This window comes from Parasphingomonas caseinilytica, from assembly GCF_036663755.1.
In the GTDB taxonomy this organism is placed as follows: domain Bacteria; phylum Pseudomonadota; class Alphaproteobacteria; order Sphingomonadales; family Sphingomonadaceae; genus Sphingomonas.
The window spans coordinates 39,249-56,029 of the sequence record NZ_JAXOJL010000008.1; the positions used below are offsets into that span (position 1 = coordinate 39,249).

Genomic DNA, 16,781 nt, shown 5'->3' on the forward strand with positions numbered 1-16,781 from the left:
CCATCGGGGTTCTCGCGAGTCAACGGATAGTCGGACGCTATAATTTGTAAAACTGAAGGAATTTATGGAATATCATTCATGCAATCTATCGATATCGGTTTGATCGCGCAGCCGTTCGCGCAGCCAGATCAGGCCGGGATCGCTGGCGCGCGCCGGATGATATTGCACCATCTGGCGCATCGTCGGAAACTCGAACGGGATCTCCGCGATGGCGATCGGATGATGCGCCGCCATGACCAGCGCCAGCCGTTCGTGCATCAGCGCCAACCGCTCGGTGTGGATCAACAGCCAGGGCACCACCGCGAACGAAGAAGCGGTCATCTCCACCCGGACGTGCTTGCCCATCAGGGCGAGGGTGCGGTCGCTGAACACTGACGTGCGATGATAGCCGATGGCGACCGTGACATGGCCCGCCGCAAAGAAGGCCGCTTCGTCGATCGGCCCGGCGAAGAGCGGGTTTTCCCGCCAGCCCACGACGACGTGGCGTTCGTCGAGCAGATGCTCCGCCGGCAGGCTCCGGTCGATATAGGCCTCCGGAGTGATCAGCAGATCGATCGCGCCCTGTTCGAGTTGCGCGAAACTCTGGTCTTCGCTGATCAGCAGTTCGAGCCGGACCGCCGGTGCCTCCCGCGCCAACGCCCGCGCGAGCGGCGCGAGCAATGCGGTCGAGATATAGTCGGACGAACACAGCCGGAAGGTGCGCTGCGACGTGGCGGGATCGAACCGCGTCGATGTGGCGATCAGACTTTCGATCGCGCGCAGGCTTTCGCGCACCTGCGGTAACAGGCTTTCGGCATAAGCGGTGGGCAGCATCCGCTTGCCGTGCGCCACGAGGATGTCATCGCCGAAATATTCGCGCAACCGCTTCAATGCCGAGCTAAGCGCGGGCTGGCTGAGATTGAGTTCCTCGGCCGAGCGCGACACGCTGCGCGTGCGCATCAACGTGTCGAACACGCCGAGCAGATTGAGGTCGAGGCCTTTGAAACGCATGAAATCCCCTTTTTGCGAACGCACGTGGCGCTGCTACACGGCTCAAAACGCAACCATTGCCGCAGCGACAAGGGCCGTCCTGCTACGGACCCGGCCGCCGTAATTGTCCGGGCTGGGTCCGCCCGAGGACAGGTTTAGCTGGAGTTCGATGGCCTTGAAGCGGCGGACGGCGCCAATGCTGTAATCATATTCGACCGTCCGCCCGACCCGCGCGGGGGGCAACGTGATGTAGACGAGTGCACCGGCATGGGCGGTCAGCCGCCAGCCGGTCGCGGGGCGCGCAACCGCTTCAATATTGGCGTAAACGGTTCGCGAACCACGCACGAAATATTTCGGCGAGTAGGACAGGCGCCCCGCCAGGCTGCGGCCGGTGATGCCGCCATACACCTCGCTGAAGCCGGTCGCGCGACCGCCGCTGGAAAAGCGGGTGAACTGTTGTCGAGCCGCGCCGATGTCGATCGCAACGCCGTTCGATGCGCGCCAAGCGTATCCGGCGTCGATCGCGCCACCGGTCAGCGCGATGACATCGCCACGAGCCCAGGTCGCCGTCCCCGCAGCGTCGATATAGCCGCCGTCCGGCGCGTCGTAGGCGATCGTCGCAGCGGCAACGGGGCGACCGGCACTCATGCTGCGACCGCGCCAGCGGTCGTCGCTCGCCACGCGCAGCGATCCGCTCACCTGGGCCGAGGCGGGCTGAGCGAGGGCGAGCGACAGCAAGCCGAGGGCGGCGAACCCCGCGCGTTCAGCGCAGGCCCCGCGTGCCCGGCCCGCCGCCAACCGCATCGCACGCGGGTGATTTTCCAAGCAACGTCGCACAGCCATCGATCTCCCCGCCGGCCACCCTAGCAGAAACCAGGTTCCGCGCACCAACGCCCGAACCCCGCTTCTCACGCACCAGCGCCAACAACCCGCTAACCTCGGCGGCCGCATAGGACGCGCCGCTCACCAGATAGAAACGACGGCCCGGCTGGGTCGTCGGAATATCGCGCCCCGGCGCTGAATAGGGCCCGCGCAGGCCCTCGACCGGCGATCCTGATACCGCGATCACGCCGTCGAGCGATGCCGGAAATCCCCCGGCGTTCGTGGTGTCGAAGGCGGCGACGACCGCGATGCCGCGCGCCATGCCCACCTTGAGCAGGGTCGCGATCAGCCGATCCGCGGGGCCGCCGAGACTGAGATTGATGATGTCGACGCGCTGTTCGACGGCCAGGGCGATCGCCTTGGCCAGGCTCAGCGTATCGCAGACGGTCGGCGCACGAGCGGGCTGCCAGCACGCGCGCATCGCGTAGAGTCGCGCGTCGGGCGCGATGCCGGAGATGCCCAGCCCGTTGCCTGTCTTCGCGGCGATCACGCCGGCGACACCGGTACCGTGATCCTCCGCCGACGCTCCATGTCCGTCCACGAAGTCGCGCGATACCGCCACCTGCCCGGCCAGGTCGGGGTGAGCGGCATCGATCCCGCTGTCGATTACTGCGATCTTCACGTGACGTCCGGTCGCGACGCGATGCAGTGCGGCGAGATGCCAGGCCTTCGCGGCTGGCTGGGCGGCGAACAGCGGGTCGGCCCGCGCATCGGTACGATCGGCGCCGAGTGCTTGATAGCGGGCGATCGGCTGCGCCCATCGCACGGCACGATCGTGCGCGATCTCCTCCGCCGAATCCTTGGTGTCGCGCCCGGCCGGCACGATCATGATGAAACAATCGATGCCGATGATCGGCATGGGCCAGTTGCCGCCGAGCGTCACGCCGTGACGTCGCGCGATCCCCGCGGCGATGCGCTGTCGCCCCGCCAGCGACTGATCCTCGCCATAACCACCGGTATAGCCGGTGCCGGACCGGAAATGCGGCGGCGCAAGGCGCAGCATGACGAGAATCCGCCGCTCGCCATCGACCGTCGGTGCGGCGTGCGCAGCCGCCGGAAGGACGAGCGTCCAGAGCAGCAGCAGGCCAAGCATCCGCATGATCATGGGTTCGGCGCATCCACCGGCTGGGCGAGCGTCACGTCGGGCCTTGCTCGCAGGGTCGCGAGCGTCCGGTCGCGATCGGCGGGTGCCACTGCCAGCAGATAGGCACCGGTTTCGGTCGGCCCGTCGATCAGCCGTGCCCGCGCTGCCGCGATCGCCGCGCGCACCGATCGCGGGGGCAAAGCGGGCGTGAACATCACCAGCACGTTGCCCGTCGATGGCGTAGCGGTGTCGCCGAGCGCACGATAGGTCGATGCCGACGGCGGTGCGACTGTGTGCTGGCTCGCGACCAGGCCGATGCACAGCAGGATCACGGCGGCCTGCGCGCCGATGAACCACGCGACATGAACCGGCCGCCGCCACCAGACGCGATGATCGGCGGGACGTGGCGACAGCCGGGCGGCCATACGTTCCCATTGCTCGTCCGCCGCCAGCGGCAGTTCGCGGATCGCGGCACCGAGCCGGCGCTCGAGCGCGAGATCCTCCCGGCAGGCGGCGCATGTCGCCAGATGGGCCTCGACGAGCAGCCGATCGGCGGAATCGAGCCGGCCGGTCACGTGCCAGGGCAGCAGCGCCTGGGTTTCGTCATGCGGATCGCCGCGCAGGTGGATCACTCGTCCCATCGTCATATCCAGTCGCTCAGGTTTCCGGCCAGCTTGCGGCGCAAGTGGCGGCGGGCGTGAAACATGCGGGTTTTCACCGTATCGACCGGACAATTCATGATCTCGGCGATCTCGCGATAGCCGAGATCATGAAAATAGGTCAGGTCGACGACCGCGCGATGCTCGGCCGACAAGTGCCGCATCGCGTCCAGCAGCGAGGCGTGGGCACGCTCCCGGGCCAGCCCATGATCGGGCGCTGCGTCCGGTTCGGTATCCCAGGCTGGTTCGTCCAACGCCGACGGACGACGATTCCGAGCGCGCAACGCCTTGCGATAGGCAATGGCGAACAGCCAGGTGGAGAATTTGCTGGTGCCGGCGAAGCTGTGCGGTCGATCCCACACCACCATCAGCGTGTCGTTGACAACCTCCTCGATCGCCGGGGACGACCGGAGGAGATTGCCAACGAAGCGCGCGAGCCTGGGCTGGTAACGGCGATAGAGCTGCTCGAAAGCGCGCGGGTCCCCGCCGCCCACCGCAGCGACCAGGTCAAGGTCCCCGCCGTCGGAATCCGGTCGATTGGCCCGCGCGGCGCCATCGTTCATGCTAGTCTGTTCGCCATAGCCCACGCATCGATCCTTGCCCTCATGCTTAGTACATTCGGCACCGCAAAAGCTTCAATCCTGCGCGATATCGAATGCAGCCGGCGCGGGTCACATGATCGTCTAAACGTCAGGCCGCCAAGCCAACGCGCCGACGACCGCCGCCACGCGAGCGCAACCCCGCGCCGATCGTGGCGAAGCCGAGGATCATCATGCCCCAACTCGCCGGCTCGGGCACCGCTGAGGCCACCGACAGCGTCGCGTTCTCGGGCGAGAAATCAGTAACTCCGCTATTGCCCGCACCAAGGCGCGGCCACAGGTTGAAGCCGTATTGTTCGGGCGCGAAGCCCGTGCTGGGCAGCAAAGACGCGGCGATCTTTAGAGTCAGGATGTTGCCGGCGATCGCAATGTCGGCGGGGTTGAGCGCCACGCCGCCGAGGGTGCCGGTGCCATTCTTGTTGACGGTGATCGCCTGGTTGAAAATCACGTTGGCCTGCCCGATCGCGGCGAACGGTCGGATCGTGCCGGTGCCGGTGTTCACGCCGAAGATATAGGCTCCCCCCGTCGTCGGGTCGATCGCACCGGCGAACGTTGCCCCCAGCGTGAAGAGCCTGCTGATCGGATCAAAGTTCACCGAGAAGCTCGTCACGTCGAGATCCGCCAGCTGTGGACCGGTATAGGTCGGCAGGAAATCGCCCGTCGCATCGATGACGGTCGCGGCTCCGGCCGGCGCCGCCGCCAACAGGAGGGGGAGTATCCATGAAATTGTGGTGATCGATCGGCGCATGTGCAGACTCCGTGCTTCATCAGGGACGCGATCCGCCGGGAAGACGCCGATCGCGGGAGCGCCGCGCCACCTAAAAGATCAGCACGCGCTTCAGTCGCTCCGTCCCTTTGTGCCCGCCACGGCCGATCAGGTTCATATTTTATTAGGTTTTGAGTTTATTCCCGCTCGCCGGCCTGCGGCACGGCGGTACTTTGTCGCGTCTTGCTTGGCACGACCAACCAGATGAGCAATCGCCGGTGTATTAGCCATGACAGCGCCGATTTCCGTCAATCTTTACGGAAGACCGACGCTGGTACATCCTGCATAATAGAAGGGAGCGATATTGGACGGCGATAGCCGACGGCGGATCATGGTTTGGGTGGGCAGCGAGGTGCTTCCCCACGAGCCTTGCGTGCGCCGTTGGCTTCGGCGGATGACCGGCCCGGACGAGGTCGAGGATATCATCCAGGAGAGCTATTGCCGGATTTCGGGGCTGACCGATATCGGCCACATCCAGAATGGACGTGCCTATCTGTTCACGACGGCGCGGATGCTGATGCTGGAGCGGGTTCGGCGCGCGCGCGTCGTAAGCATCGAAGCCGTTGCCGAACTGGATATGATGAATTTTGCGCATGACGACCCTTCGCCCGAACGGGTGGTGACGGCGCGGCGGGAACTGGATCGGGTGAGGATGCTGATCGCGGCACTACCCGACCGGTGCCGGCAAATTTTCGAGATGCGCAAGATCGAAGGGCTGTCCCAACGCGATGTGGCGCAGCGATTGAGAATACCGGAATATACCGTCGAGAACGATGTGGCCAAGGGACTCCGATTGATCCTGCAAGCCATCACGACGAGCGAAGAACAGGCTGAAAAGGCCTTAATCAAAGTTGGAAGACATGAACGAGACCGAAACAGCGCAGTCGATCAATGATCGTGCCGCCCGCTGGGTAGCCAGGATCGACCATCTGCCGCTGGATCAGGCGGCGCAGGACGAACTCGATGACTGGCTCGCCGGCGACGATCGGCGGCGCGGCGCGTTTTTCCGCGCCGAAGCCGCCTGGGCGATGCTCGACCGGGCTAGCGCTATGGGAACTGGCGCGCGTGACGATTGCGGCCCGCCCGTGGCGGAGTTCGGCCCATCCCGGCGACGATTGATATGGGGTGGCGGCGCGGCTGCGGCCTGCTTGGTCGGCGGCTACGGACTACAGACGCTCTGGCGTAACAGGCCTTTGCGCATCGAGACCGCACTCGGCGAAATCCGTCGGGTTCCTTTGGCGGATGGTTCGCTTGTCGCTGTGAACACCGCGACGAAGCTCACTGTCGATCTGAAACCGAAAATCCGCAATCTGCATGTCGACGAAGGTGAGGCTTGGTTCCAGGTCGCCAAGGATCGCCAGCGTCCGTTCGTCGTGTCGGCCGGCAATGTCCGCATCCGCGCGGTCGGCACCGCCTTTTCCGTGCGCCGGCACGACACTGGCGCAGATGTTCAGGTGACGGAAGGCGTGGTCGAGGCATGGAGCATTGATCGGGAACACGAAATCAGCCGGATTTCCGCGGGCTCGCGTACGTTCGTGAGTGATGTCGTCGGGCCGGCGCAACCGATCGAGGCGTCGGTCGATATCGACCGGGCTCTGGCCTGGCGTGGTGGACAATTGATCTTCGACGGCAACTCGCTCGGTGCCGCGGCGGCGGAATTCAATCGCTACAATGCGATCCAGTTGCGGATCGACGATCCGGATTTGGCGCGCGAACAGGTCGTGGGTCGTTTCAGGACGAACGAACCCGATGCCTTCGCGCGTTCGGCCGGTGTGCTGCTCGGTGTACATGCCGAAATGTCCAACGATCAGATTGTTCTGTCACGTCGATGAAATATTTTTACGCGACTTTAAGGATTATGGTCAGCGCTTCATCGTACCAATAAAGGTCCAATCAAGGGCCTAAGGGGGCGTTATGACGCAAAGCAACAGGGGCATTCACGCCGCGCTGATCACATCGACTGCCATCATCGCCTTGACGGCCGCATCGCCGGCATCTGCTCAGGCCCGTGCGTTCAACATACCCGCCCAAGCCGCGGCGACAGCCATTCCCGAATTGGCTCGCCAGGCCGACGTACAGATCCTGGTCGCCAGCGGGGCGGTGCGCGGCAAGCGCACGCCGTCCATCAAGGGCAACATGCCCGTCGCTGAGGCGCTTCAGCGTTTGTTGCAGGGCACCGGCCTCCATGTCCTGTCCAGCGATGGGCGCACCTTCACTCTCGGAATAGGACAGGTCGAGCGCCCGGCGGCGGCCGTCGAGAACAAGGCTGACGACAACGAAGTGGTGGTGACGGGCACGCGCATCCGCCGCCCGAACATGGTTTCCGCCGCCCCGATAACGTCGATAACCGCACGCGAAATCCAGGCCCAGGCCGCCGTGAATATCGAGGAAGTGCTGAACCGGATGCCGCAGATCGCGCCGGACAGTCAGCAGAATTATCAGGATTCGGACGGGCGCCAACGCATCAAGCTGCGCAATCTGGGGTTCGAGCGCACGCTGACGCTGATCGACGGGCAACGCGCGGGCACGCAGAACGGCGTGGACGTCGGCATGATCCCGACATCGATGGTTGAGCGGATCGATATCCTGTCGGGCGGCGCATCGTCGGTCTACGGATCGGACGCCATTTCCGGCGTGGTCAATTTCATCCTGAAGAAAGATTTCACCGGCCTTCAGATCGACGGCAATTACAGTTTCTACAACCACACCAATCGCGCCAACATCATCACGCCGATTGCCCAGACCTATGCCTTCGCCACGCCATTGGGGCAGGTGAATGACGGCGCGCGCGCCGACCTGACGCTGACCGCAGGCAAGCATTTGTTCGATGATGCGCTCAAGGTTTCGGGCTTCGTCAATTACCGCAAAGCCAATTTCGTCCCCTACACAAATCGCGCGACCTCTGCCTGCCAGCTGAACGAAGCAGGCAAGGACGGGGTGCTGAGCTGCCAGCGATCGACCTATTCAAGCAGCGGCTACATCTCGCCGCAAAGCGGGCCGAATGCGGGATCGGTCTATGTCAACAACCCCAATGGCACGCGCACCTTCGTCGGCTATGGCAACGGCCCCGGCCTGGCCGCCAATCCGTATGACGGCTATCCGTACCAGCGCGCGGCGGAGCGGGTGAACGCCGGCGGGTTTGCCAGCCTGAAGATTTCCGATGCAGCGGAGCTGTACTCGACCGGCCTGTGGTTCCACGACAAGTCGTCCAATCCCTATCCCACGCGGATCTACAGCTACACCGTCTATGGCGGCACGCCGTACCAGGTGAATTGCAACAACCCCTTCCTGTCCGCCAGCCAGGCGAGCACGATCTGCGGCGCGCAGGCCGGCACGTCGGCCACGGTGCCGCTCGAGGTGCGCTATCGCTTCAACAACCTGCCGCCGGCGACGGACGTATATGTCAACGAAGGTGTCCGCATCACCGCCGGTGTGCGCGGCGATATCGGCGAGGCGTGGCATTACGATCTGGGCGGCGTCTATGCCCGCAACCGGCAGGCCTATACCGCGTCGGCCTATGCCGATTTCGACAAGGTCAATCGTTCGCTGAACGTGGTCAATGTAAACGGCGTGCCGACCTGCGCCGCCAAGATATCCGGCGTCGATCCGAACTGCGTGCCGTTCGACGCGTTCAGCGCGAACAACAGTGACGCAGCTTTGGGCAACTATCTTTTTACCGGCCGGGATGGGACGACGATCGGGCGCAATGCGCTGTATGACGTATTGTTCAACGTGACGGGCGATCTGGGCAAATACGGCATCAAGAGCCCGTGGGCGGAGCAGGGCATCGCGCTCGCGATCGGCGCCGAATATCGCGAGGATCACCTGAACAATACCGCCGACGCGCTGTACCGCAGCCAGAATGGTGGATCGGACGTGACGTTGCAGCAGAACGTGAAGGAAGCGAACATCGAGCTGCAGGTGCCGATCTTCGAAAAGCGCCGCTTCGCCGAACTGTTGCAGGTCAACGGCGGCTACCGCGTGTCGAAATACGATACCAATCCGGAGACGTTCAGCACCTGGAAGGCGGAGGGGCTGTATTCGCCGCTACCCGGCCTTACTTTCCGCGGATCGATCAACAAGGCGCAGCGTGCGCCGACCGTGGTCGAAATCGCGCAGGCGACCGGTTCCAGCTACGGCCTGCAGGGCGGATCGCAGAACGATTTCTGCGCCGGCACGATCACCCAGGAAATCGACCCGACCGATCCGACCGGCACGCGGCGCATTCCGACCTATCACGCGCCGACGGTGTCGCGGGAAATCTGCGCCGCAACCGGGCTGACCGGATCGCTCGCCGCGCTCTATGGCAGCACCACCCTGTCTTGCCCGAATTCGCAATGCACGGTGCGGACGGGTGGCTTCACGGTCGATCCCGAAACGGCCTACACCAAGACCTTCGGCGTTTTGATCCAGCCGCGTTTCCTGCCGCGCTTCGCCTTCTCGGTCGATCGGTACATCATCGATTTGAACAACTCGATCGGGTATAACGACTACAGTTATTATCAGGACGGCTGCGCGAAGAGCGGCCTGGCTTATTTCTGTTCGTTCCTCGTCCGCGATGCGGCCACCGGCATCCTCTACAATGCGGCGGGCAGCAACCCGACCAGCGGTTATATCCGCCAGGGCACCACCAACAATTACAAGCTGAAGTCGCACGGCTGGGATTTCCAGGGGCAATATACCCTGCTGACGCAACGGCTGGGCAGCGTGGAATGGATCTTCAACGGATCGCTCGCCACCGTCGCCAGCCAGCAGGATTCGCCGATCCAGCCGGTGCGCGATTGCGCGGACGGCTATTACGGATCGGGCTGCGGCCAACTGATCCCGAAATGGTCGCACGGCCTGCGCACGACCTATACGACGCCGGACCAGTTCGCGAGCATCTCGCTCAACTGGCGGCATATCGGGCCATTGCTCAACACGACCAATTCCGGTTTGTTCGGGTTCACCGCCGCGGACGTGCGCCAGACCTTCTATCGCATCCCGGCGTACGATTACTTCGATCTCGCGATCAGCTTCCGCATCGCCAGGCAGTTCGGCTTCCGTATCACGGCGAACAACCTGCTCGACAAGGATCCGCCGATCATCCCGAATTCCTATTCGGTCAGCCTGTCGCGCAACAATACCATCCCGCAGCGTTACGATTCGCTGGGTCGCAACATCTCGTTCGGCACGACGATCAAATTCTGATGGCCCTTACGGACACGGACCCGGCGGAATGTCCGCCGGGTCCGTGTCTCCTAGGCAGGATGTACGGGGAATGGTTGATTGGCGATCGATTCTCGGAGCGGTCGCCGCGCAAGAGGTTAAGGTCCACGCCATCTCGTTTGCGCGTCGAGGCATCGCGGCCGGGGACGGCAGATAACGCGCGCGTTGTTGCGCGGGGCGATGATCTGGGCAGACGATGACGGGCGGGAGATTCCGCTATCGACCGATCCCGAGGGCCAATCCCCCTTCATCGCTTTCGGATCGACGGCGTGCCGGGCCGGGCGATGCTGCATCTCTTCTCCTATGCGCGCTACCGCCTATACTTGAACGGCCGGTATGGTGTGCGCGATCCCCTTGCTGCGCGAAACGGCGGTCGCTTAAGAAGGCCCGATCTTGCCGGTTACGATATCCGTCCGAACGGAACCGGTCTCTTGGTTTTCTGCTGCAAGATGATCGCCTTATCGCGCGTAGGCCGTCGGCCTAGGTGATGCGGAAAGCATCAGTCGGGTTGAAGGTCGACGATGCTCCTGCGATCGCTAGCGCGCGAGCGAATGCCTCTCGTTCGCCCGGTCTAGGCCGAACAGATGATCGAGAGACCACTTCCCAGGCCCGCGCGCGATCAGCGGTAGCAGGATCGCGGCCCAGCTGAGATGGGTCGGCCACGCATCGGGATAGACGAAGATCTCGATCACCAGCGTCATACCGAGCAGGGCCGCCGCCGCGCCGCGCGTGAACAGACCGAACACCAGCAGGATCGGAAACAAATGCTCGGAATAGGTCGCGGCATGAACGGCGATGTTCGGCGGGATCAGCGGCAGGACATATTCGGTTTCGAACAAATTTCGCGCGGAATCGGTGATGGTCAGCACGCCCTCCACCTTGGTGCGGCCCGACAGGAAGAAGATCGCGGCGATGCCTGCCCGTGCGACCAGCAGGAGAATGTCGCTGGAAATCGCGCCATCGATCCGGTTTGACAGGTGGGCATAGAGGTTTCGGGTCATGATCGTCCTTCCGTCGGGCCGCTGGTTCAGGATTTGGCGCTGAGCGAGCCGTTGCCCTTGGGCGTCTTGATCTTGGCGCAGGTGCCGACGGGAACGAGCTTCCACGCATCGCCCTGATAGGCGACCTTCGACGTGCCTGCGCAGCTGGTGCCGGCACCGGCCTTGCAGTCGTTCTTGCCGGCAAGCGACACGCCGTAGCATTTTTCCATCGGCTTCTTGGCGGCTTGCGCGTTGGCGGCGCTGCCGAGCGCGATGCTGAGCGCGAGTGCGGCGGCGATCGCCGCCGGGGTCTTGGTCATGGGATGGTCTTTCGAAACGAGCGGCCTCGACGTGCGGCGGGGGCCGAGGGTTCGACCCCCGCCGCACGGTGACCCTGGGAGGCCTTTGGGGGCGGGGTCACGATGAGGGTTTCGCAGGCGTGCCGGGATCGGTTACAGCAGGATCAAGATCTCGCCGTTGGCGCGGGCGCTGTAACTTTCCGCCGCGGTCGCACGAATGCCTGTTCGGGAGTGCATGTGAGGGCGAGCGAAGACCAGCTCAGGATATGGATGACCGGGGGTCTCGATGGAGATGCCCGGGCCTATACCGCCTTGCTCGATGCGCTCGTACCGATGCTGCGATCCTTTTTCGCGCGGCGCATGCGTGGCGGCGCGGAGGATATCGAGGATTTGGTGCAGGAAACGATGATTGCCATTCACACCCGTCGCGCGAGCTATGATCGGGACCGTATGTTCACGGCCTGGGCCTATGCGATCGCGCGTTACAAGATGATCGACCATTTTCGCCGTACCCGCACGACCGTGCCGCTCGAGGGGCTGGAGGATATCCTGGTCGCCGAGGGATTCGAGGATGCGACCTCGGCCCGGATGGATGTGGATCGCCTGCTCGGCGGATTGTCGGCGAAACAGCAACGGATCATCCGCCAGACCAAGATCGAGGGGCTGAGCACCGCCGAAGCGGCGGAACGTGGCGAGATCAGCGAGTCCGACGTGAAGGTTTCGGTGCATCGCGGGCTGCTGGCGATGGCCAGGCGCCTGAAGGGTGGATCGTGATGCGCACCGAGGATCTGATCGCATCCCTGGCCGGCAATGTGCGCGCGGTGCCGCGTGGCGCGGTGCCGCGTCGCATGGCGTTCGGCATTGCCGGCGGTGGCATGGTGACGATGCTGCTGGTCGCGACATGGCTCGGGCTGCGGCACGATCTGGGCAGTGCGGTGCTCGGCTTCCCGTTCTGGATGAAATGGGGTTACACGCTTTCGACCGCCGCCATCGCGGTGTCGGCAACGATCCATCTCGCCCGACCGGAGGCGGCACAGGCGCGCGCATTGCCATGGCTGGCCTTGCCGGTCGGCATTCTCGCCGTGCTGACCGTCGTTCAGTTGCTCGCCACGCCGCCGGGTGACTGGACCGCCTTGTGGCAGGGCCGGAGCTGGCACGTCTGCACGCGCAACGTTGCGATCCTGTCGCTGCCGATCTTCGCCGGGCTGATGCTGGCCTTTCGTCGTTTCGCGCCGACGCGGTTGCGATTGACCGGCGCGGTCGCCGGTCTGGCGGCGGGCGCATGCGGTGCAGTGCTGTATTGCCTGCACTGCCCGGAGGTATCGGCGTTGTTCGTGCTGGTCTGGTATACGCTCGGTATCCTTGCCGCTGCGGGGATCGGTGCGCTGCTCGGGCCGCGATTGTTGCGCTGGTAGTGTAACCGGCCGCGGTGCCGTCGCGAATGAACCGATAGCCGCTTCCGGCTATCATTCGGAGACCGAACCCATGAACACTCGTATCCTCGGCGCCAGCTTTGCCGCCACCGCCGCCATCATCGCCGTCGCCGGTGTGACCACCGCCACCCCGGCCGTCGCCAAGGGCGCAAAGCTGGTCCATTGCTACGGCATCAACAGCTGCAAGGGCACGTCGGACTGCAAGACCGCGGCGAACGAGTGCAAGGGTCAGAACGAATGCAAGGGCCACGGCTTCAAAGCGGTGTCGTCCAAGGCTTGCGCCAAGGCGGGCGGCAGCCTGACCGAAGCCAAGTGATCTCTCGCGGGCCCGTGTCCCACGGCCGGGCCCGCACCTCCCACGGGAGCAGCATATGACGATCTCCAATCCCCGTTTCCACGGTTTCGGCCTCGGGCTGCGCTCGGTACATTATCCGGACTTTCTGGAAAGTGCCGTACCGGTAGATTTCGTCGAGGTGATTTCCGAGAATTTCATGATCGATGGCGGCCGCCCGCTCGATATCCTCGATCGCATCCGCGCACGGCATCCGGTCGCGCTGCACGGCGTGTCGATGTCGATCGGCTCGGCCGATGGTCTCGATCGCGATCATCTTGCCCGTCTCAAGACCTTGGTCGATCGTATCGATCCGCTGTTCGTGTCCGATCATCTATGCTGGACGCGGATCGACGGCTTCAACTCGCACGATCTTCTGCCGCTGCCCTACACGCAGGAGGCGATGGACGTGGTGTGCGCGAATGTCGCCCGCGCGCAGGACGTGCTGGGCCGGTCGATGCTGATCGAGAATCCCTCCAGCTACGTCCAGTTCGCACAGGCCGACGCTACCGAATGGCAGTTCCTCGCCGAACTGTGCGCGCGTACCGGCTGCGATCTGCTGCTCGACGTCAACAACATCTTCGTCAGCGCGAGCAATCACGGATTCGACGCGATCGACTATATCCATGGCGTGCCGGCAGAGCGGGTGCGCCAGATCCACCTCGCCGGGCATAGCCAGGGCAAGGATTTGCTGATCGACACGCACGATCGTCCCGTGCCGGCCTCGGTCTGGACGCTGTACGAGGTGGCGCTGGCACTGGTCGGCCCGGTTGCGACGATGATCGAGCGGGACGACGATATTCCGCCGCTTGCCGATCTACTCGCCGAACTCGATATCGCGCGTGGCATCGCCGCATCGCTCGATCGGCTCGCGGCATGAGCCTGCTCGCCATGCAACGCGACTTCCACCGCCATCTGGTCGATGTCTCCGGTGGGATCGATGATTGGGTCGGCGGTGCCGCGCCCGGGTTGGCGGTTTATCACAACGCTTACCGCGCGCAGTTGATCGACTGCCTGGCTGAAACCTACAAGCAGACTCACGCCTGGCTCGGCGGTGAGGCGTTTCTTGCCGCGATGCGGGAGCATATCGAAGCCAATGCCCCGAGCGGCTGGACGCTGGGCGCATATGGTGAGGGCTTTGCGCGGACGCTGGCGGCGCTCTATCCCGACGATCCCGAAGTGGCCGAGCTTGCCCTGCTCGAATGGTTATTGTCGCGCGCCTTCGAATCCGGCGATGCCGAAACCTTGCCGCCCGGCGCGATCGGCGGGATCGACTGGGACGATGCTGTGCTCGTCGTCGTGCCCGGCCTGCGCACGGTGCCGGTGTTGACCAATGCTGGCGCGATCTGGTCCGCGCTCGCTGCTGGGGAAATGCCACCCATCGTCGCGCTTCTACCGGAACCCGCTGCGATGCTGGTGTGGCGACAGGATTTCACGCCGTGTTTCCGGACGATCGAGACGGTCGAACACGCTGCGATTTCGCAGGCCGTGGCGGGTGTCGCATTCGCCGATCTCTGCACGACGCTGGTCGAAGCGAGGGGCGAGGCGGAAGGACTGGCGCTGGCCGGGCAGATGCTCGGCCAATGGTTCGCCGATGGACTGATATTGAAAATCGTTACGAAGGAAATTTCATGCGCCTGATCGCCCCGCTCTCGCTCTGCCTGCTGCTTGCAGCGTCCGCGTCCGCTGCGCCGCTGGTGGACAAGCCGGTCGTGGTCGAACTCTATCAGAGCCAGGGCTGTTCATCCTGCCCGCCCGCCGATGCCGTGCTCAACGCGCTCGCCACGCGCCAGGATGTCATCGCGCTCAACTTCGCCGTGACCTATTGGGATCAGCTCGGTTGGAAGGATACGTTCGCCAAGCCGGCCTACACCGCCCGGCAATGGGAGTATGCGCGTAGCGGCGGACGCGGGAACGTCTCGACGCCGCAGATGATCGTCGGCGGTCGCACCGCGATCGTCGGCAGTCGCGCCGCCGAGGTCGATGCCGTTATCACGCGCGCTCGGGCAGCGCAGAGCGGTCCGGCCATCTTGTTGAACGGGTCGATCATCAGCATACAGGAGGGCAGGGCGTCGGTGCCTGCGACCTTATGGCTGGTCCGCTACGATCCGCGTACCATACAGGTCGCGATCCGTGCGGGCGAGAATGGCGGGCGCACTCTTCCCCATCGCAACATCGTTCGCGATCTCGTCTCGCTCGGCACATGGAACGGCGTGGCGAAGCGGTTCAACTTGCCCGCAGCGGTGCAGGGGGCGGAGACGGCACTCATCTTACAGGCAGGGCGGGGCGGACCGATCGTTGCGGCACGGCGCGTTTAGACTTCAACCAGTGCCGAAAAACTGACGGATCAGCGCGCGGACATCAACCGCAAGAAAACGGCCTCGTCGCACAAGCCGGGAATGCCCCGCGCAGTGCAGCCGGCGATCGGCATGACCGACCGGTATGGCGCTCCCCCTCGCGTCTGCGCGCGGGTCTGTTCCAGTGTCAGCGAGCGATACACCGCGCGGACATAGAAGCGCCCCTTCGCATCGCGCAGCCGTTCGAGCACGATGGCACCACCGGGAGTGGGATCGTCGGCGGCAAAGCCGGGAACGTGCCAATGCAGGCCAAGCACGCCGCCCAGACTCGCGACATTGGTGTCGTGCCCGGAAATCATCGTGACCACCGGCGCGTCTGCGCTGCGATCGCTCAGGGCGTTCGAAATAATCGGCGCTAGCCCCGCAAGATTGGCGCGCGCGATATATTCCGGGCGCGCGAGCAGGGCGAATTCGACGGCGTGCAGTTCCGAAGCGCGGGTGATGTCGGCAACCGTCGCGCGGCCCCAGCCGACATCGCGCATCGGCTTGCCGTCGGCATATTCCAGCAACAGAATCTGCGCGACGGTCGATCCACGGTCGAGAGCGCCGGTCAGTTTGGGGCGCTTGTTCGCCGTCGCTTCGGCCAGTCCCGATGGCTGGCCGGAAATGCCGCATGCCTGCCTGATCGCGCCGCACAGGATGGCGTCGAGCCGCGCGAGGATCGGGCGAAGCCGCGCCTCCTGCGCCGGTATCCCACCCGTTCCGGCCGCCTCATGAACGGCCGCATTGGCCCGCGCCGGGTCGAGCGTGGCCAAGCCCTCATCCAGCGGTGAAAACAGCGGATCGGGCACGTCCTGCGGTTTATGCGACATCGGCATGTCGCATTTGGGCGCGAGAACATCGAGCCACGCTTGTGCCGTTGCGATCGTGCGCTGATCGCTGTCGGCGACGATCCGGATCGCACCGGCGCGCGGGCAGGCCGCGCGGGCGAGCAAGCCCGCCGAGACGAAACGCGCCCGGTCGTTGGCTGCGATCAGCTTCACCGCCATCGCGCCGTTCGGCGTCAGATAGCCCGGCTTCACCGGCCAGTCCGGCCACGCCTCGCTCGCAACACCGGCCGGCATGGCCGGGGATTTGGTGGGCGGACGCACGCCGTGCCGCATCATCAGCACAACGCGCTCCAGGGTGAGCCCGCGCGGCACATCCTGCGCGGTCGCGGGGGCCGCCAGGATCAAGGCACCGACGATTGCCGCTCGCACGATTTTCTTCATATC

18 protein-coding genes are annotated in these 16,781 nt (G+C 64.4%); 9 read left to right on the forward strand and 9 right to left on the reverse strand.

The features are described 5' to 3' along the window. Positions 1–72: 72 nt before the first annotated feature. The 6 genes from U1738_RS15825 to U1738_RS15850 all read right to left on the reverse strand — a co-directional run bounded on the left by U1738_RS15825 (position 73) and on the right by U1738_RS15850 (position 4,896). On the reverse strand, positions 73–990 hold the full coding sequence (locus tag U1738_RS15825) for a LysR family transcriptional regulator (protein WP_332790016.1): 918 nt from the start codon (positions 988–990) through the stop codon (positions 73–75). 42 nt (positions 991–1,032) lie between these two features. After that, positions 1,033–1,794, reverse strand: a complete 762-nt coding sequence (locus tag U1738_RS15830; protein WP_332790017.1) for a TorF family putative porin — start codon at positions 1,792–1,794, stop codon at positions 1,033–1,035. Next, positions 1,733–2,950, reverse strand: coding sequence for a S8 family peptidase (locus tag U1738_RS15835; RefSeq protein ID WP_332790018.1), 1,218 nt, complete (start codon positions 2,948–2,950; stop codon positions 1,733–1,735). The genes U1738_RS15830 and U1738_RS15835 overlap by 62 nt, the downstream gene beginning before the upstream one ends. Before the next feature lie 2 nt (positions 2,951–2,952). Beyond that, positions 2,953–3,582, reverse strand: coding sequence for an anti-sigma factor family protein (locus U1738_RS15840; RefSeq protein WP_332790019.1), 630 nt, complete (start codon positions 3,580–3,582; stop codon positions 2,953–2,955). Then, positions 3,579–4,181 carry an RNA polymerase sigma factor gene (locus U1738_RS15845; protein ID WP_332790020.1) on the reverse strand — a complete coding sequence of 201 codons (603 nt, stop codon included), beginning with the start codon at positions 4,179–4,181 and terminating at the stop codon, positions 3,579–3,581. Before U1738_RS15845 ends, U1738_RS15840 begins: the two co-directional genes overlap by 4 nt. Positions 4,182–4,284: 103 nt before the next feature. Then, positions 4,285–4,896 (reverse strand): PEPxxWA-CTERM sorting domain-containing protein, encoded by a 612-nt coding sequence (locus tag U1738_RS15850; RefSeq protein ID WP_332790021.1) that lies wholly within the window; start codon positions 4,894–4,896, stop codon positions 4,285–4,287. A 394-nt stretch (positions 4,897–5,290) separates the two neighbouring features. On the opposite strand from U1738_RS15850, the gene U1738_RS15855 reads away from it, so the two are divergent. The 3 genes from U1738_RS15855 to U1738_RS15865 all read left to right on the forward strand — a co-directional run bounded on the left by U1738_RS15855 (position 5,291) and on the right by U1738_RS15865 (position 10,149). Further along, a complete protein-coding gene (locus U1738_RS15855; protein WP_332790160.1) occupies positions 5,291–5,854 on the forward strand; it encodes an RNA polymerase sigma factor in 564 nt (187 codons plus the stop codon). Continuing rightward, positions 5,820–6,791 carry a FecR family protein gene (locus U1738_RS15860; protein ID WP_332790022.1) on the forward strand — a complete coding sequence of 324 codons (972 nt, stop codon included), beginning with the start codon at positions 5,820–5,822 and terminating at the stop codon, positions 6,789–6,791. Before U1738_RS15855 ends, U1738_RS15860 begins: the two co-directional genes overlap by 35 nt. Before the next feature lie 82 nt (positions 6,792–6,873). Further along, positions 6,874–10,149 (forward strand): TonB-dependent receptor domain-containing protein, encoded by a 3,276-nt coding sequence (locus tag U1738_RS15865; RefSeq protein WP_332790023.1) that lies wholly within the window; start codon positions 6,874–6,876, stop codon positions 10,147–10,149. A 554-nt stretch (positions 10,150–10,703) separates the two neighbouring features. Here U1738_RS15865 and U1738_RS15870 read toward each other — a convergent pair. Together U1738_RS15870 and U1738_RS15875 are read right to left on the reverse strand one after the other, a co-directional pair. Next, positions 10,704–11,168 carry a DoxX family protein gene (locus tag U1738_RS15870; RefSeq protein ID WP_332790024.1) on the reverse strand — a complete coding sequence of 155 codons (465 nt, stop codon included), beginning with the start codon at positions 11,166–11,168 and terminating at the stop codon, positions 10,704–10,706. A gap of 26 nt (positions 11,169–11,194) precedes the next feature. Continuing rightward, complete coding sequence (locus U1738_RS15875) at positions 11,195–11,467, reverse strand: BufA1 family periplasmic bufferin-type metallophore (RefSeq protein WP_332790025.1); 273 nt, start codon at positions 11,465–11,467, stop codon at positions 11,195–11,197. A gap of 216 nt (positions 11,468–11,683) precedes the next feature. Between U1738_RS15875 and U1738_RS15880 the strand changes: the two genes are divergently transcribed. The 6 genes from U1738_RS15880 to U1738_RS15905 all read left to right on the forward strand — a co-directional run bounded on the left by U1738_RS15880 (position 11,684) and on the right by U1738_RS15905 (position 15,528). Further along, complete coding sequence (locus U1738_RS15880; RefSeq protein WP_332790026.1) at positions 11,684–12,220, forward strand: sigma-70 family RNA polymerase sigma factor; 537 nt, start codon at positions 11,684–11,686, stop codon at positions 12,218–12,220. Beyond that, positions 12,220–12,861, forward strand: a complete 642-nt coding sequence (locus U1738_RS15885) for an NrsF family protein (RefSeq protein WP_332790027.1) — start codon at positions 12,220–12,222, stop codon at positions 12,859–12,861. The genes U1738_RS15880 and U1738_RS15885 overlap by 1 nt, the downstream gene beginning before the upstream one ends. A gap of 70 nt (positions 12,862–12,931) precedes the next feature. Beyond that, a complete protein-coding gene (gene bufA2 / locus U1738_RS15890; protein WP_332790028.1) occupies positions 12,932–13,195 on the forward strand; it encodes a BufA2 family periplasmic bufferin-type metallophore in 264 nt (87 codons plus the stop codon). 55 nt (positions 13,196–13,250) lie between these two features. Beyond that, a complete protein-coding gene (gene bufB, locus U1738_RS15895) occupies positions 13,251–14,090 on the forward strand; it encodes an MNIO family bufferin maturase (protein ID WP_332790029.1) in 840 nt (279 codons plus the stop codon). Further along, positions 14,087–14,851 carry an HvfC/BufC N-terminal domain-containing protein gene (locus U1738_RS15900; RefSeq protein WP_332790030.1) on the forward strand — a complete coding sequence of 255 codons (765 nt, stop codon included), beginning with the start codon at positions 14,087–14,089 and terminating at the stop codon, positions 14,849–14,851. Before bufB ends, U1738_RS15900 begins: the two co-directional genes overlap by 4 nt. Continuing rightward, complete coding sequence (locus tag U1738_RS15905; RefSeq protein ID WP_332790031.1) at positions 14,842–15,528, forward strand: DUF1223 domain-containing protein; 687 nt, start codon at positions 14,842–14,844, stop codon at positions 15,526–15,528. The genes U1738_RS15900 and U1738_RS15905 overlap by 10 nt, the downstream gene beginning before the upstream one ends. A 29-nt stretch (positions 15,529–15,557) precedes the next feature. Here the strand turns inward: U1738_RS15905 and U1738_RS15910 are convergent, their stop codons facing one another. Beyond that, positions 15,558–16,778 carry a histidine-type phosphatase gene (locus U1738_RS15910; protein WP_332790032.1) on the reverse strand — a complete coding sequence of 407 codons (1,221 nt, stop codon included), beginning with the start codon at positions 16,776–16,778 and terminating at the stop codon, positions 15,558–15,560. Between the last annotated feature and the right edge of the window lie 3 nt (positions 16,779–16,781).

Bases quoted from the DNA above. Each gene is read 5' to 3' on its own strand.
- U1738_RS15825 (WP_332790016.1), bottom strand. From the start codon at position 990: ATGCGTTTCAAAGGCCTCGACCTCAATCTGCTCGGCGTGTTCGACACG.
- U1738_RS15835 (WP_332790018.1), bottom strand. From the start codon at position 2,950: ATGCGGATGCTTGGCCTGCTGCTGCTCTGGACGCTCGTCCTTCCGGCG.
- U1738_RS15840 (WP_332790019.1), bottom strand. From the start codon at position 3,582: ATGACGATGGGACGAGTGATCCACCTGCGCGGCGATCCGCATGACGAA.
- U1738_RS15855 (WP_332790160.1), top strand. From the start codon at position 5,291: ATGGTTTGGGTGGGCAGCGAGGTGCTTCCCCACGAGCCTTGCGTGCGC.
- U1738_RS15860 (WP_332790022.1), top strand. From the start codon at position 5,820: ATGAACGAGACCGAAACAGCGCAGTCGATCAATGATCGTGCCGCCCGC.
- U1738_RS15865 (WP_332790023.1), top strand. From the start codon at position 6,874: ATGACGCAAAGCAACAGGGGCATTCACGCCGCGCTGATCACATCGACT.
- U1738_RS15870 (WP_332790024.1), bottom strand. From the start codon at position 11,168: ATGACCCGAAACCTCTATGCCCACCTGTCAAACCGGATCGATGGCGCG.
- U1738_RS15875 (WP_332790025.1), bottom strand. From the start codon at position 11,467: ATGACCAAGACCCCGGCGGCGATCGCCGCCGCACTCGCGCTCAGCATC.
- U1738_RS15885 (WP_332790027.1), top strand. From the start codon at position 12,220: ATGCGCACCGAGGATCTGATCGCATCCCTGGCCGGCAATGTGCGCGCG.
- bufA2 (WP_332790028.1), top strand. From the start codon at position 12,932: ATGAACACTCGTATCCTCGGCGCCAGCTTTGCCGCCACCGCCGCCATC.
- bufB (WP_332790029.1), top strand. From the start codon at position 13,251: ATGACGATCTCCAATCCCCGTTTCCACGGTTTCGGCCTCGGGCTGCGC.
- U1738_RS15900 (WP_332790030.1), top strand. From the start codon at position 14,087: ATGAGCCTGCTCGCCATGCAACGCGACTTCCACCGCCATCTGGTCGAT.
- U1738_RS15905 (WP_332790031.1), top strand. From the start codon at position 14,842: ATGCGCCTGATCGCCCCGCTCTCGCTCTGCCTGCTGCTTGCAGCGTCC.
- U1738_RS15910 (WP_332790032.1), bottom strand. From the start codon at position 16,778: ATGAAGAAAATCGTGCGAGCGGCAATCGTCGGTGCCTTGATCCTGGCG.